We start from the raw sequence: 16,194 nt of genomic DNA, 5'->3' as shown, positions 1-16,194 counted from the left end.
CCGAGGAAATCCATGCGCACCACTAGAACCCGACGCCTCGCCGGAGCGATCGCGCTCGCTTTGACGGTCGTGACCGCGGCCACCGCCTGCGGCGCGGGCGAAGACGGCAAGGCCGCCGACGGCGGTCAGACCCGGGTGTTCGCCGCCGACAACGGCCAGATCACCATCCCGGTCTCGCCGAAGCGGGTCATCGCCACCGGCTACGCCGTGCCCGCCCTGCTCGAAGCGGGCGCGCCGCTGGTCGGGGTGTCCAGCTGGAAGCGCGGGATCCCGCTGTTCAACGAGCAGGAGCGCAAGAAGTACGACGAGCTGGCGAAGGTCGCGGGCGAGTCGGCGTCGGAGACGAACTACGAGGCGATCGCGCAGGCCGATCCGGATCTCATCGTGATCGGCGTGCCGAAGCCGGTGCTCGCCGACATCGACATCAAGCGGCTCGAAGCGATCGCGCCGGTCGTGGCGATCGGCCCGTCGGTTCCGTCGATGTGGCGTGAGCTGTCGCGCAAGCAGGCCGACGCCGCCGGTGCGGCCGCCGGGTTCGACGCGCTGAAGACCGCGTACGACACCAAGGCCAAGGCGCTGGCCGAGAAGTACAAGGCCGTGGTGCCGCAGCTGAAGCTGGGCCACGTCGGTGCCTACGGCGAGGTCGCCAAGGGCAACTTCCAGCGTGAGTTCAACGGTTCCTGGGGCACCAACATCGCGCAGGACATCGGTGCCACGTACTACGGCCAGGTCAAGGTCAAGGGCGGCGGCTCGAAGGACGTCAGCGAGTACCCGTCGATCGAGGAACTGCCGACCGCGTTCGCCCAGGCCGACGCGATCACCTACTCGGTCGCCGCCGACGGCTCCGTGCCCGCGCCGGTCAAGTACGTCCTCGACTCGCCGCTGTGGAAGGAGCTCCCCGCGGTGAAGGCGGGCAAGGTCTACCCGTTCCGCTTCACCGAGGCCGCCACCTACCGGGCCGCGACGTCCACTTTGGACGCCGTCGACCAGGCGTTCGCGCCGCTGCTGAAGAAGTGACCACCACCGGGCGGTCCGCGCTGCTCGGCGCCGCACTGCTCGGGCTCGTCGTGGTCGCCGTGCTGAGCGTCGGCATCGGCGCGCACGCCATCGCCCCCGGCGAGGTCGTGCGCGCCCTGCTGGGCGAGGGGAATCCGAGTGACCGGGCGGTGGTCCTGGACATCCGGATGCCGAGGGCGGTGCTGGCGATCGGGGTCGGCGCGGCGCTCGCCGTCGGCGGCGTGCTCGTGCAAGCCTTGTCGCGCAACGCTTTGGCCGAACCCGGCGTGCTCGGCGTGACCGCCGGGGCCGGGTTCGCCATCGCGGTGGGGTCTTCGTTCGGTCTGGCCGCGTCGGCGCCCGCCGAACTGGGGCTCGCTGTCTTGGGCGCGGTCGGCGCGTCGGCGCTGGTGTACGCGGTCGGCAGCAAGTCGCCGTTGCGGCTCGTGCTCGCCGGGACAGCGCTGAGCGCCGTGCTGCTGGGGCTCACCCTCGGTCTCCGGCTGCTGTTCCCGGACACCTTCGACGTCTACCGGTTCTGGTCGGTGGGTTCGCTGGCCGGTCGCGAACAGGCGCCGACCACGGTCCCGCTGATCGTCATCGGCCTGTCCCTGCTGGGCGCGTTCGCGGTGAGCCGTCAGCTGAACGCCATCGCGCTCGGCGAGACGGTCGCGCATACGCTCGGCGCGAACGTCGCGCGCGTCCGGACGGTCACCCTCCTGCTGATCACGCTGATGGCGGGCGCGGCGACCGCGCTGGCCGGGCCGATCCTGTTCGTCGGGCTGATCGTGCCGCATCTGGCGCGGCGGGTGGCCGGCGCGTCGATCCCGTGGCTGATCGCGTTCGCCGCGCTGCTCGGCCCGGTCCTGATGCTGGCCGCGGACGTCGGCTCCCGGGTCCTGTTGCCGACCGGTGAGGTGCCGGTGGCGATCGTGACCGCGTTCCTCGGCGGCCCGGTGCTGATCTGGGCCGTCCGCAAATACGGGGCGGCGCCGCTGTGAGCACACTCGTCCTGCGGCGCGGGCGGTTCTCCGCCCGGATGGAACGCCGCACCCTCGTCTTCCTCGTGGCGATGCTGGTGGTCATCGCCGGCCTGACGCTGCTCGGGCTCTGCTACGGCGCGGCGTGGGCGAGCCCCGCCCGCGTATTCGCCGCGCTCACCGGATCCGGTGGCGGGCCGGGCGTGGTCATCCGCGAATGGCGGCTGCCCCGGGTACTGGCCGGGCTGGTGTTCGGTGCCGCGCTCGGCCTGGCGGGCGCGATCTTCCAGAACGTCACCCGCAACCCGCTCGGCAGCCCGGACGTGATCGGTCTCGACGCCGGCGCGTACACCGGCGCGCTGTTCGCGATCACCGTGCTCTCGGGGACGTCCACGCAGCTGACCATCGGTTCGGTGCTCGGCGGCGTGATCACGGCGGCCATCGTCTACGCGTTGTCGCTCGGTGGCGGGTTGTCCGGGCTGCGGTTGATCGTCATCGGGATCGCGATCAACGCGATGCTGACCGCGTTCAACTCGTGGATCGTGCTGCGCGCGGAACTCGAGATCGCGATCGCGGCCGTCGGCTGGAACGCCGGTTCCCTCAACGGGGTCGGCTGGGACGACGTCGCCATCCCGTTCGGAGTGCTCGCGGTGCTGTTCGTCGTGCTGTTCACCAGGGCACCCGCGCTGCACCAGGCCGCGCTCGGCGGTGCGCTGGCGGTCACCACCGGGGTCCGCTGGGACCGGCTGCGGCTGGTCCTGGTGCTGATCGGGGTCGGCTGCACGGCCACGGTGACCGCCGTGGCGGGCCCGATCGCGTTCATCGCGCTGGCCGCACCGCAGATCGGACGGCGGCTGGCCCGCACGCCCGGTATCGCCCTGCTGCCCGCCGCCCTCACCGGCGCCGTGCTGCTCACCAGTGCCGACCTGGCCGCTCAGATGTTGCTCGCGCCGGAATCGCTGCCGGTCGGTGTGGTCAGCACCGTGATCGGCGGCGGCTACCTGATCTGGCTGCTCACCAAGGAGGTTCGGCGCACATGACTGCCCGCTTGACCGCTCGGGACCTGACCCTGCGCTACGGCGACCGGGTCGTGTCGACCCGGCTGAGCCTCGACGTGCCCGACCGCGCGTTCACCGCCGTCGTCGGACCGAACGCGTGCGGCAAGTCCACCTTGCTGCGCGCGTTCGTCCGGCTGCTGCGTCCGTCGGACGGCGAGGTCCTTCTCGACGGCAAGGACGTGGGTTCCTTCCCCGGCAAGGGTTTGGCGCGGGAGCTCGGGTTCCTGCCGCAGGATCCGGTCGCGCCGGAGGACGTCCGCGTCCGGCAGCTGATCGCGCGTGGCCGGTTCCCGCACCAGTCGTTGTTCGCCACCTGGTCCGAAGAGGACGAACGCGCGGTGCTCGACGCGATGACCGCGGCCGGGGTGGCGGGACTGGCCGACCGGCCGGTGCAGGAGCTCTCGGGCGGGCAGCGTCAGCGCGTGTGGGTGGCGTTGGTGCTGGCGCAGAAGACGCCGTACCTGCTGCTCGACGAACCGACGTCCTTTTTGGACATCGCGCACCAGTACCAGTTGCTGAGCCTGCTGGCGCGCCTGCGCGACGAGGGTCGCACGGTGATCGCCGTCCTGCACGACATCAACCAGGCCTGCCGGTACGCCGATCACCTCGTCGCCCTGCGGGACGGCCGGATCGTCGCCGAGGGCGCGCCGTCCGACATCATGGACGCGGAGCTGATGAAGGAGGTCTTCGATCTCCCCAGCGTGGTCGTGCCCGACCCGGTGACCGGAACCCCGATGGTGGTGCCTTCATGCTGAACCTCACCGGCGCCCAACTGGGCATCTGGACCGCGCAGCGCCTCGAACCCGACTCGCCCTATTACGTCGTCGGTGACGTCATCGAGATCGTCGGCGACAAGGCGGTCGACGTCGTCGCGCTGACCGAAGCGATCCGGGCGAGCGCCGAAGAGGCGGACAGTCTGCGGCTGCGGGTCTTCGAGACGCCGGACGGTCCGCGCCAGCTCGTGTCGGAAGACGCGCTGCCGGTGCCGGAGGTCGTCGATCTGCGCGGTGAGGCCGATCCGGTCGCCGCCGCGCACGAGCGCGTGGACGCCGAACGCCGCCGCGTCGCCGAAGCCTGCCGCGGGATGGTGGACCGGCCCCTGTTCGCCCATCTCGTACTGCGGCTGTCCGACTCGCACGTGTGGTTCACCCAGCTCGGGCACCACCTGGTGTTCGACGGCTACACCGCGGCGATGCTCGCGCGCCGGACGGCGGCCCGCTACACCGCTTCGGTGCAGGGCAAGGACATCCCGGCTTCGACGTTCGCCCGGTTCGCCGACCTCGTCGAGGCCGATCGCGCTTACCGCGAGAGCGAACGGTTCGCCCAGGATCGCGAGTACTGGCGTGAGCGATTCACGCCGTTGCCGGATCTCGACGACGCCGGCAGCGCGTCCGGCCCGCCCGAGCATACGGTCACCGCCCGATCGGTCCTGCCCGCTTCCGACCTGGCCCGGCTTCGTGACCTGGGCAAACGCGCCGGGACGACGTGGGGTGACGCGCTGATCGCCTGCTACGCCGCGTTTCTGCACCGCGTGCTCGGCTGGACCGACGTCGTGTTCGCGATGCCGTTGATGTGCCGCGAGGGCGCGGCGCTGCGGACCCCGGCGATGGCGGTCAACGTGCTGCCGTTGCGGGTCACGGTGCTCCCCGGGGACTCGGCGACCGAGCTGACCGCGCGGGTCGCGGGCGCGCTGAAGGAGATGCGCACGCATCAGCGGTATCGCGGGGAAGACCTGCCGCAGGATCTCGCGGTGCCCGGCGCCGGAGCGCTGCTGCACGGCCGCGGCATCAACCTCAAGGCGTTCGACCTGAAGCTCGACTTCGCGGGCTCGCACGGCACGATGCGCAACGTCGCGGGCGGGCCGCCGGAGGACATGGGGCTGTCGGTGCTGCCGACCTCGGACGGTGGGCTGCTGCTCGGGTTCGAGGTCGACGCGCGGACACACGACCAGGCCGCCGTCGATGCCAAGCTGACCGCGTTGCGCTGCCTGATCACCGCGCTGACCGAGCCGGACGGCCCGGCGGTCGCGGGTGCGGACCTGGTCCCGGCGGGGGAGCGGGACATGCTGCTGAAGGCGTGGTCGACACCAGCTCCCGAGGGTGAAATCCTTGGCGTACCTGAACTTCTCGACCGGCTGGAGCACGAACACACCGCACTGGTCTTCGGTGACGAACGGCTGACCGCGGGCGAACTCGTCACGCGGGTCCACCGCCTCGCCCGGGCGTTGCGGGCTCGCGGCGTCGGGGCGGACGACGTCGTCGCGCTGGCCCTGCCGCGGTCGGCGGACCTCGTCGTCGCCCTGCTGGCGGTGCTCGACGCAGGGGCCGCCTTCCTGCCGCTGGATCTGGCGCATCCCGTCGAACGCCTGCGGGAACTCGCCGCCGAAGCCGGTGCGGTGCTCACGGTTGCCCACGACCCGGGAATCGTGCCGGGGCCGCATCTCCTGCTCGGCGAAACCGATCTGTCCACTCTGGACTCTTCGCCGCTGGGGATTCCGCGCCATCCGGAGCATCTCGCGTACGTCATCTTCACCTCCGGCTCGACCGGACGGCCCAAGGGCGTCCTCGGCCGGGTCGGCGGGCTCGCGACGCTGCTGCGCCACCACCGCGCGACCACGGTCGCCGAGACCGAACGCGCCGCGGGCAGGCGGCTGCGCGTCGCGCACACCTATTCGTTCGCCTTCGACTCGGCGCTCGACCAGTTGATGTGGCTGCTGTTCGGGCACGAACTCCACGTCTACGGCACCGATGTCGCGCGGGACGCCGACGAACTGCTGGCCGCGTTCGCCCGCGACCGGATCGACGTCGTCGACACCACGCCGTCGATGGCCGCGCCGCTGGTCGACGCCGGGCTGCTCGACGGCCCCGACGCGCCCGCGCTGCTCGTCCTCGGCGGCGAGGCGACTCCGCCCGCGCTGTGGCGGCGCGTCGCCGATTCCGGTGTCCGCGCCCGCAACATGTACGGCCCGACCGAGGCCACTGTGGACGGTGCCGGATCCTGGCTGGACGACGGGGAACCGACCATCGGCACCGCGGTTCCGGGCACGGCGGTCCGGGTGCTCGACGCCGCGTTGCGGCCCGCGCCCGCCGGGACGCCGGGAGAGCTGTACCTGGCGGGACCGCATCTGGCGCGTGGCTATCTCGGACGTCCCGGCGCGACCGCCGAACGATTCGTCGCCGATCCGTTCGGGGCGCCCGGCGACCGGATGTACCGCACCGGGGACCTCGTCCGCTGGGTGCCCGGCCGTGGCCTGGAGTATCTGGGTCGCCGCGACGGCCAGGTGAAGGTGCGCGGCCATCGCGTCGAACTCGGTGAGGTCGAGGCCGCGCTGACTGCTGTTCCGGGCGTGCGCGCGGCCGCCGCAGCAGTGCGCGGGCCCAGGCTCACCGGTTACGTCGTCGGCGATGTCGTGCCGGACGAGGTCCGCGCGGAACTCGCCAAGCGGGTGCCGGAACACCTCGTGCCCGCCGCGGTCGTCGTGCTCGACGCGCTTCCGTTGACCCCCAACGGGAAGATCGATCGTCCGGCGCTGCCCGCCCCGCGCGCGGCGGCCGGACGCGTCGCGGCCACCGACCGCGAACGGCTGCTGTGCGCCACCATCGCCGAGGTGATCGGTGTCGACGAGGTCGCCGTCGACGACGACTTCTTCGCGCTGGGCGGCGACAGCATCACCGCGATCAGCGTCAGCAGCAGGCTGCGTGCCCACGGTCTCGATCTGCGTCCGCGTGATCTGCTGGCCCGTCGCAGCTTCGAGGCGCTGGCGGCGGCGAGCGCGGAGATCGGCGCCCCGGCCGCCCCGCCGGACGAGCCGGTCGGCGTGGTGCCCGCGCCACCGATCGTCCGCGCGCTGCTCGATCCGCATCCGGACGTCACGACCATCGCCGGCTACACCCAATGGACCGCCGTCCGGCTCGACGAGGACCTTCCGCCCGGCCTCCTGACCGAGGGCGTGCAGACGCTCCTGGACCACCACGACGTCCTCCGTCTGCATTTAGAGGACGAAATGCGGGTCCGGGAACGCGGGGCGGCGAGGGCGTCGGACGTGGTCATCGAGACGACCGGCGACCCGGCCGAGGTCGCGGCGCGACTCGCGGAGTCCCTGGACCTCCGGGCCGGGGTGCTCAAGGTGGCGTTGCTGCCGGATCACCTCGTCATCGTGCTGCATCACCTGGCGGTCGACGGGGTCTCGTGGCGGATCCTGCTGCCGGATCTGCGTGCGGCCTGTGCCGGTGAACCGCTCGAACCGGTGGGGACGTCATGGCGGCGGCACGCGCTTCTCCTTGCCGAGCAAGGTACTTCCGGGGCCCGGCGGGGCGAACTCGACCATTGGCGTGGCGCGCTCGACGGTCCGCGTCTCGGCCACCGTCCGCTCGACCGCGGTGTCGACACCGTCGCGACCGCGCGGCGGTCGGTCACCCTCGCCACCCCGGAGCAGACCGAAGCGGTGCTCACCGCGCTGCCCGCGGCCTATCGTGCCGGGCCGGACGACGTCCTGCTCGCCGCGCTCGTCCTCGCCCTGAGGTCGTGGCGCGGTGCCCCGGTCGAGGCCGAAACCGTGTCGCTCGAAGGACACGGCCGTGACCATGACGGCCTGGATCTTTCGCGCACCGTCGGCTGGTTCACCGCCGAGTACCCCTTGCGTGTTCCCGCCGGCGTGGCGTCGGCCGGAGAGCTGCTGCGGGCCGCCAAAGAGGCCAAACGCGCGGTTCCCGACAACGGTGTCGGCTTCGGGGTCCTGCGGTACCTCGACCCGCTCACCCGGGACGAACTCGCCGCCGTCCCGCCGCCGGACGTCGTCCTGAACTACCTCGGCCGGTTCGCGGCCCTGCCCGGTACCGGCTGGCGTCTGCCGGAGGAAGACCCGTTCGCGGTCACCGAACCGGACGCCAAGTCGCTGGAACAGGTGCTGGCCCTGAACTGCTTCGTCCGCGAGGACGGCCGTCCGCAACTAGCCGTCGAATGGACCGCGGCCGGTGCCGTCCTGTCCCAGGAAAGTGTTGCCGCGCTTCAAGAATCGTGGTCACTCGCCCTGGACGCGATGGCCGGGCACGCGGCCCGGATCGGTCCGGGCGGCGGTGGGCTGACCCCGTCGGATCTCCCGCTGGTCGGCCTCGACCAGGCAGACATCGACGCGCTCGAACGCCTCGGCCGGGTCGAGGACGTCCTGCCCGCGACCCCGCTGCAGACCGGGCTCTCGTTCCACACCCTGGCGCGCGGCACCGAAGACACCGACGTCTACGCGGTCCAGGCCGTCACCCTGCTCAGCGGCGCGCTCGACGCGGACCGCATGCGCGAGGCCGCGGCGGAAGTGCTGCGGCGGCATCCCGCGCTGCGCGTCAACCTGCACACCACCGACGCGGGCGAGGTCGTCCAGGTGGTACCCGCCGACATCACGCTGGACTGGCGATTCGCGCACGTCTCGCCGGACCGGGTCGACGCCGAATGCCGCACCGAACTCGCCCGTCCCTTCGACCCGGCGACCCCGCCGCTGATCCGGTTCCTGCTGCTGACGCTCGGCCCGGACGAGCACCGCCTGGTGCTCACCAATCACCACGCGCTGCTCGACGGCTGGTCGATGCCGCTGGTCGGCCGCACCCTCCTGGCCACCTACGCCGAACTCGGCGGCGGCCCGGCGGCCCCGGTCGCACCTCCGCTCTCGGAGTACCATCGGGTGCTCGGCGAACGCGACCCGGACGCCGCGCTGGCGGCGTGGCGTGAGGCACTGTCCGGATTGGACGAAGGAACGCGGCTCGCCCCGGCGAGCGTCGAGTCCACTGTGGAGCGTCCGGAACGCGTCACCGTACAGCTGGGCGGCGAGTTCAGCGAGCGGCTGCGCGCCTTCGCCCGCGAACGCGGCATCACCCCGACGACGGTGTTCCAGACCGCGTGGGGAGCGTTGCTCGCCAGGCTGACCGGCCGTCGCGACGTGGTGTTCGGCTGCCCGGTCTCCGGCCGCCCGGCCGACGTCCCCGGTGTCGAGCGCATGATCGGCCAGCTGGGCAGCACGATCCCGGTGCGCGTGCGGTTCGACGCCGCCGACACCGCGGCCACCGTGCTGGAACGCGTGCACACCGAAAGCGTCCGGCTCACCGATCACCATCACGCCGGACTCCCGGACATCCAGCGCGCGGCGGGCGTCGGCGACCTCTTCGACACGATGCTGGTGATGGAGAACTTCCCGCTCTCCAGCCGAGCCCGCACCACGCTGGCGCCCGGTCTCGACCTCGTCGGCGTCGACATCACCGACGCGACGCATTACCCGCTCACGGTGATCGTGCTGCCCGGCGACGAGTTCACCGTCGGCCTCGGCTACCAGCCTCAGGCGTTCACCCGCGAGGAGGCCGAGTCCTACGGCCGCTGGCTGCGGGCGATGCTGCACGAGATCGTCGCCGACCCGGCGCGACCGGTCTCCCGGCTGAGGGCGCTCGGCGCCGAGGAAGAACGCGCGATGCTGCGGCTCGGCGAAGGGCCGGAACCGAAGCGTGAACGCGGCGGCATGCTGGAGGAGTTCGGCCGCTGGGTCTGGGAGACGCCAGACGCCGAAGCCGTCGTGTGCCGCGACCGGAGCCTGACCTACGCCGAACTGGACCGCCGTGCCAACCGGCTCGCGAACACCCTGATCGACGCCGGAGTGAAACCGCAGGACCCGGTCGCGGTCCTGTTGCGCCGAGACGTCGACCTCGTGGTCGCGCTGTTCGGCGTGATCAAGGCCGGTGCGGTGCACGTGCCGATGGACCCGGACTACCCGGCCGACCGGCTGGCCTACATGCTGGGCGACATCCGGCCCGCCGCCGTTGTGTCCACTTCGGACGTCGAGGGCCTTCCGGTGATCGACCCGGCCGAGCTGTCCACTGAGGACTCGGATCCGGCCGTGCCCTCATGCGCGGACGCGATCGCCTACGTCATCTACACCTCGGGCACCACCGGTAAGCCCAAGGGGGTGGCGGTGCCGCATCGCGGCGTGCCGAGCCTGATCGCGTTGCAGGAGGACATCGTCGGGATCGGGACCGCCGAGCGGTACCTGCATTTCGCCTCGACGAGTTTCGACGTCGCGTTCTGGCAGTTCATGCTGCCGTTGCTGTCCGGCGGCACGTCGGTGATCGCGCCGGAGGAGGTGCGGGTCTCCGGCGACGACCTCCTTGCCTACGCCGCCGAGCACCGTGTCACCGGACTCAATCTGCTGCCGTCGTTCCTCTCCGCGATGCCCGACGACGCGACCGTCGACCCGGACGTGTTCTTCGTCGTCGGTGCCGAACGGCTCGACCCGGAACTGGCACGGCGCTGGGGGAACCGGCGGGCGCTGTTCAACGCCTACGGGCCGACCGAGGTCACCATCAACTCGGTCACCTGGCACTACGACCCGGCCGACCCCGGCCCGCTGCCGATCGGCCGTCCGGACCCGGAGGTCCGCGCGTACGTGCTGGACGGTGGTCTGCTCCCGGTCGGCACGAACGTCACCGGTGAGCTGTACCTGGCGGGGCCGAAGCTCGCGCAGGGTTACGTCGGCCGGGCCGCGCTGACCGCCGAACGGTTCGTCGCCGACCCGTTCGGGCCGCCGGGGGAGCGGATGTACCGCACCGGCGATCTGGTCCGCTGGCGCCCGGACGGGCAGATCGTCTTCCTCGGCCGTGCCGACCACCAGGTCAAACTGCGCGGGTTCCGGATCGAACTCGGCGAGATCGAGACCGCGCTGACCGCGCACGACGACGTACGCGCCGCCGCGGTGATCGTCCGCGAGGACCGGCTGGTCGCCTACGTCGTCCCCGTGGACGGCGCCGAACCTGATCCCGCCGCACTGCGCGAATACCTCGCCGCTGAGCTGCCCGCGTACATGGTGCCGACCGCGTTCGTGCCGCTGGACCGGCTCCCGCTCGGCCCGAGCGGCAAACTGGATCGGGCCGCGCTGCCCGCGCCGGAAGCCCGCTCCGACGGCGGCCGGGAACCCGCGACCCCGGCGGAAGCCGTGCTGTTGCGGGTGGTCCGCGAGCTTCTCGGCTCCGACGTCGGCCTCGACGATGGGTTCCTCGACGCGGGCGGCGACAGCATCGCCTCGCTGCGGGTGGTCTCCCGCGCCCGCCGTGAAGGGCTGCACCTGACCGCGCGCGACGTCCTCGAAGGGGGCACGGTCGCCGGGATCGCCGCGCGCTGCGGAGAACCCGAACGGGCCGAGGAAGCCCCCGCGGTCGGTGACGCCCCGCTCACGCCGATCATGCGGGATCTGTTGCGACGCGCGGGAAAGGCGGCCGACGGGTTCTGCCAGTGGGTTGAGATCTGCGTGCCGTCGGCGGACGACGTCACTCGCTGGACCGCGGTGCTCGACGCCGTTCTCGCTCGCCACGACGTCCTGCGCGCGCATCTGGTCGAGGACGCGCTTCGGGTTCCGGACGTCGGTGCCGTGACCGGTGCGGACGTACTCACCGCTGTTCGCGTCTCCGATGATCCTCGCGCGGCGCTGGACGCCCAGGTCGAGCAGATCGTCGCGCGGATGGACCCGCGCACCGGACCGCTGGTGCGGGCGGTGCTGGCGGACGCCGGAGACCGGCCCGGCCGGTTGCTGCTGGTGGCGCACCACCTGGTCGCCGACGCGGTGACCTGGCGGGTCCTGCTCGACGACGTCGAACAGGCCTTCCACGGCAACACCCTGCAGCGGCGCGGCCAGTCGTTCCTGGGCTGGGCACGGTCGCTGCGCGCGGCCGCCCCGCATCGAGAGGACGAAATGCGGTATTGGCAGGGGGTTGCCGCCGCGCCGGTGAGCACGCTCGGCCGGACCAGGCTCGACCCGGTGCGCGACACCGTGGCGACCGCGCGGCACCACCGGATCGACGTCGGCGAGAGCACGACCCACGCCGTGCTCACCGTGCTGCCGACGGCCTACCGCACCGGACCGGACACCGTGCTGCTGACCGCGCTCGCCCGTGCCGTCGCCGCCTGGCGGGGGACCGGTGCCGATCTGCTCGTCGCCGTCGAAAGCCACGGACGTCCGGGACACACCCCGGATTTCGCGGGCACGGTCGACCTGGCGCAGACCGCCGGCTGGTTCACCGCCGTGCATCCGGCGCGGATCGCACCGCCGTCCGGACCGGTGCCGGACGCGCTGCGCGCGGTGCGTGATCACCTGCGCGCGGCGGGGGACGGGCTCGGCCACGGGATTCTCGAGGTCGACGGTCCGCGGCCGGAGGTGGCCTGGAACTACCTCGGCCGCTTCCCCGCACCGCCGAGCGAGGAGACCTTGTGGCAGCGCCCGCCGGACGCGGATCCGCTCGGTTCGGGTGGCGGCGCGGAGATGCCGCTGCCGTACGCGCTGACGGTCAACGCGATGGTCCCCGACGGCGGCACGCTCGGCGTCCGCTTCACGTGGCCGTCCGCGCTGTTCACCGAAGACGAGATCGTCGTGCTGGGCGAGCATTTCCGGCGGGAGCTGGACGCTCTCGCCGCCGACGTCCCGGGGCCCGGCGAGATCATGCCGCTGACCCCGTTGCAGGAGGTGATCCTGCGCGAATCCCGGGCCGCGGAGGAGGATCCGTATCGGGTGCAGGCGGCGTTCACGCTGTCCGGCGACCTGGATGTCGACGCGCTGCGGTCGGCGGCGGACGCGCTGGTGCGACGGCAGCCGAACCTGGGCGCGGTGTTCCCGCCGTCGCACGAGGTCCAGGTGATCCCGGCCGAACCACGGGCCGGTTTCCGCGTGCGCGAAGTGTCCGAAGTGGACGCGGCGTTGGACGAGGAGCTCGCGGAACCGTTCGATTTGGCGCGCGGCCCGTTGTGGCGGCTCACCGTCCTGAGGCACGGCATGCAGACGCTCGTGCTGACCAGTCACCATCTGCTGTCCGACGGCTGGTCCGCACCGCGCATCCTTGGCGAACTGTTCGCGCTGTACGCGGGGAAGCCGTTGCCGGATCCGGTGCCGCCGTCTCGGTACACGCGCCTGCTCGCCGCGGCCGATCACTCGGCCGACGTCCGGGCCTGGCGTAAGGAACTCGACGGCCTGCCGGAAGGCGACCACCTGCCGCGTACCGATGGTTCCGCCGATCCTGCTCTGTTCACTGTGGACCGTCGGCTGGTCGCGGAACTGACCGAACTGGGCGCGGCACGAGGGCTCACCGTCAACACCCTGTTGCAGGGTGCGTGGGCGGCCGTGCTCGCGACCCACGCCGGACGTCCCAACGTCAGCTTCGGGGTGATGACCTCGAACCGGACATCCGATGTGGACGGTGTCGAAGACATCATCGGTCCGCTGGCGAACAGTGTCCCGGTCCGGGCCCGGTTCACCGGAACCGTCGCCGAGGCACTCGCCGATCTGCAGGCACGGCAGCAGGCGATGGCCGCGCACCACCGGATGGGCCTGCCGGAACTCGCGTCGCTGGCCGGGCGCGAGCGGCTGTTCGACAGCCTGCTCGTCTTCGAGAACTACCCGGTGGACCCGGCGAAGCTGCGCGAACCCGCGCCCGGCCTGACCGTCACCGGGACGAGGTTCCGCGAACGCACGCATCACCCGGTGAGCGTCACGGTCGTTCCCGGCGAGCAGGGCTGGGAAGGCGTTCTGTACGCGAAGGAGGCCGACGCCCGGTCGCTCGCCGACGACCTGGTCGGGTATCTCCGGAAGCTGCCGTCCTGGCTCGACGGCGACGCCGCCGGCTACGTGGGGGAGCGGTGACCGCGCGCCCGATCGACGCCGCACTGTGGCGCACGGCGGCCGTGCTGGTGCTCGGCACCTTCATGGCCACTTTGGACAGTACGATCGTCTCGGTCGGCGTCGACACCCTCGCCGACGAGTTCGGTGCGCCGGTCACCGGCGTCCACTGGGTGACGACGGCGTATCTGCTGGCCGTGGTCACCGCCGTGCCGGCGTCCGGCTGGCTCGCCGACCGGTTCGGCGGCCGTCGCGTCTGGCTCACCGCCGTCGTCGTGTTCCTGCTGGCGTCCCTGCTGTGCGCGCTGGCGACGACACTGCCCGCGCTCATCGCGTTCCGTGTCCTGCAAGGACTCGCGGGCGGTCTGCTCCCGCCGACCGGCCAGGCGCTGCTGGCGCGGGCCGCCGGACGGGACCGCATCGGCCGCGTGATCGCCGTCGTCGGGCTCGTGCCGCTCTTGTCGCCGGTGCTCGGCCCGCTGGCGAGCGGCACCATCCTCGCGGTCGCCGACTGGCCGTGGCTGTTCTACGTCAACCTCCCGATCGGCGTGGTCGCGGTGTTCCTGGCCCGGCGCTGGGTCCCCGAGAGCGAACCCGGGGGCAAGGGCGAGCGTTTCGACTTCCGGGGTGCGCTGCTGCTCTCGCCGGGGCTGGCCGTCCTGGTCTTCGGGCTCACCTGGTTCGACCAGGGGACACCGGTGGTCGCCGGGATCGCCGTCGTGCTCGGTGTCGTGATGCTGGCGGCGTTCGTGATGCACGGTCTGCGGGCCGAAGCGCCTCTGCTGGATCCGCGGTTGTTCACGAAGCCGCCGTTCGGGGTGGCCGCGCTGGCGCTGGTGCTGCTCGGCGCGTCGGTGTTCGGCACGATGTTCCTGCTCCCGCTCTATCTCCAGCGCGGTCCCGGACTGTCCACTTGGGACACCGGCCTGCTGCTGGTGCCCCAGGGCATCGGCGCGGCGGCCGGTTCGCTACTGGTGAACCGGCTCGTCGACCGGATCGCGCCGCGCACCTTGGTGCTCAGCGGGATCGGGCTGGTCGCTCTCGGCACCGCCCCGTTCACCCAGCTCGGCCCGGATGTCCCGGACTGGGTGATCGTGGTTTCCCTGCTGCTGCGCGGTTTCGGCGCGGCGCTGATCGGCGCGCCGGTGATGACGATCGTCTACCGCCGGGTCGAACCCGCCCGGCTGCCCCGCGCGGCCGGGGCGCTGAATCTGCTCAACACGCTCGGCGGTTCGATCGGCACCGCGGTGCTGGCCGTGGTGCTGCAGGCCCGGCTCGCCGCGCGCGGCCCGGATGTCGCCGCCGCCTTCGCCGACGCGTTCTGGTGTGTTCTCGGCCTCGCCGTCGTGGCGGTGGCCGGTGCGACGCGGCTGCCCCGGGCCGGGGAAGCCGCCCCCGACAAGGAGAAAGGTCATGCGGATGCTTGACCAGCTGCCCAGCCCGGCCGAGGTGGCCACGAGCGGCTTCGTGCCGGAGGAGATCATCCGGCACCGCGAAACCGTCGCCGACGTCCTCGCGCGGCGCGACTCGCGGCTGCTCGTCGTCGTGGGCCCGTGTTCGGTGCACGACACCGACGGCGCGCTCGAGTACGCGCACCGGCTCGCGGAGGCGTCGCGCCGGTTCGCCGACGACCTCGTCGTGGTCCTGCGCGCCTACCTGGAGAAACCGCGGACGATCGCGGGCTGGACCGGCCTGGTGCCCGACCCCACCCTCGACGGCAAGGGCGATCTCGCGTCCGGGGTCCGGATCGGACGGCGGTTCCTGGACGACGCCGCCGCGACCGGGCTGCCGCTGGCGTACGAGTTCGTCGATCCGTTCCTGGCGCCGTACTTCGCGGACACCGTCAGCTGGGGCGCGATCGGCGCGCGGACGGTCGCCAGCCAGCCGCACCGGCAGCTGGCGTCGTGGCTGCCGATGCCGGTGGGCATGAAGAACTGCGTGTCCGGGCGGCTGGACACCGCCGTGGCCGCGGTCCGGTCGGCCGCGCTGCCCCACGTCTTCCCGGGCGCAGCCGCCGACGGACGGCCGCGGATCCAGCGCAGCGCCGGAAACCCCGACGCGCACCTCGTCCTGCGCGGCGGCCCGAAACCCAATCACCACGCGCACGCGGTCGCGGACGCCCTCGACGCGCTGACCGCAGCCGGCCTTCCGCACCGGCTCGTCGTCGACGCCTCGCACGGCAACAGCGGCAAGGACCACAACCGGCAGCCCGTCGTCGTCGCCGACCTGGCGGACCAGATCTCGGCGGGCAACGACGCCCTGGCCGGCGTGATGATCGAGTCGTACCTCTCCGACGGCAGGCAGGACGTCGGCTCCGCACGCCCCCGGCCCGACCTGAGCATCACGGACGCCTGCCTGGGCTGGGACCGCACGGTTCCGCTTCTGGAGTCCCTCGCCTGCGCGAACGCCGTACGACGCCTGAGCGGCCCCGTCGGCTCGCCCCGCGCCTAGCCGTATCACGCGTGATTGAAGGCGTAACTCTCGTGATTGGAGCCGTTACGCCTTCAATCACGAGAGTTACGCCTTCAAG

At 72.2% G+C, this 16,194-nt stretch carries 7 protein-coding genes; all 7 read left to right on the top strand.

Annotation, left to right across the window (positions count from 1 at the left end; genetic code table 11):
* Window positions 1-12 precede the first annotated feature (12 nt).
* From DMC64_RS35280 to DMC64_RS35250, 7 genes are read left to right on the top strand one after another with little or no spacing between them, the layout of a single operon-like run.
* A complete protein-coding gene (locus DMC64_RS35280) occupies window positions 13-1,017 on the top strand; it encodes an ABC transporter substrate-binding protein (protein ID WP_125737018.1) in 1,005 nt (334 codons plus the stop codon).
* Entirely contained in the window at window positions 1,014-1,997 is a 984-nt protein-coding gene (locus DMC64_RS35275) for an iron ABC transporter permease (protein WP_038514450.1), read from the top strand. The genes DMC64_RS35280 and DMC64_RS35275 overlap by 4 nt, the downstream gene beginning before the upstream one ends.
* A gap of 38 nt (window positions 1,998-2,035) precedes the next feature.
* Window positions 2,036-3,016, top strand: a complete 981-nt coding sequence (locus DMC64_RS35270; RefSeq protein ID WP_125737173.1) for an iron chelate uptake ABC transporter family permease subunit — start codon at window positions 2,036-2,038, stop codon at window positions 3,014-3,016.
* Complete coding sequence (locus tag DMC64_RS35265; protein WP_125737017.1) at window positions 3,013-3,789, top strand: ABC transporter ATP-binding protein; 777 nt, start codon at window positions 3,013-3,015, stop codon at window positions 3,787-3,789. Before DMC64_RS35270 ends, DMC64_RS35265 begins: the two co-directional genes overlap by 4 nt.
* On the top strand, window positions 3,783-13,688 hold the full coding sequence (locus DMC64_RS35260) for a non-ribosomal peptide synthetase (RefSeq protein ID WP_125737016.1): 9,906 nt from the start codon (window positions 3,783-3,785) through the stop codon (window positions 13,686-13,688). The genes DMC64_RS35265 and DMC64_RS35260 overlap by 7 nt, the downstream gene beginning before the upstream one ends.
* Entirely contained in the window at window positions 13,685-15,091 is a 1,407-nt protein-coding gene (locus tag DMC64_RS35255) for a DHA2 family efflux MFS transporter permease subunit (protein WP_125737015.1), read from the top strand. Before DMC64_RS35260 ends, DMC64_RS35255 begins: the two co-directional genes overlap by 4 nt.
* Window positions 15,078-16,115 carry a 3-deoxy-7-phosphoheptulonate synthase gene (locus DMC64_RS35250; RefSeq protein WP_125737014.1) on the top strand — a complete coding sequence of 346 codons (1,038 nt, stop codon included), beginning with the start codon at window positions 15,078-15,080 and terminating at the stop codon, window positions 16,113-16,115. Before DMC64_RS35255 ends, DMC64_RS35250 begins: the two co-directional genes overlap by 14 nt.
* Window positions 16,116-16,194 lie beyond the last annotated feature (79 nt).

It is taken from the genome of Amycolatopsis sp. WAC 04197, from assembly GCF_003947475.1.
In the GTDB taxonomy this organism is placed as follows: Bacteria; Actinomycetota; Actinomycetes; order Mycobacteriales; family Pseudonocardiaceae; genus Amycolatopsis; species Amycolatopsis japonica.
Note: the sequence above shows the minus strand (reverse complement) of the source record. Positions and strands in the feature narration are given on the sequence as shown.

Coding starts and splice junctions, on each gene's coding strand:
- DMC64_RS35280 (WP_125737018.1), top strand. CDS start 13: ATGCGCACCACTAGAACCCGACGCCTCGCCGGAGCGATCGCGCTCGCT.
- DMC64_RS35270 (WP_125737173.1), top strand. CDS start 2,036: ATGGAACGCCGCACCCTCGTCTTCCTCGTGGCGATGCTGGTGGTCATC.
- DMC64_RS35265 (WP_125737017.1), top strand. CDS start 3,013: ATGACTGCCCGCTTGACCGCTCGGGACCTGACCCTGCGCTACGGCGAC.
- DMC64_RS35260 (WP_125737016.1), top strand. CDS start 3,783: ATGCTGAACCTCACCGGCGCCCAACTGGGCATCTGGACCGCGCAGCGC.
- DMC64_RS35250 (WP_125737014.1), top strand. CDS start 15,078: ATGCGGATGCTTGACCAGCTGCCCAGCCCGGCCGAGGTGGCCACGAGC.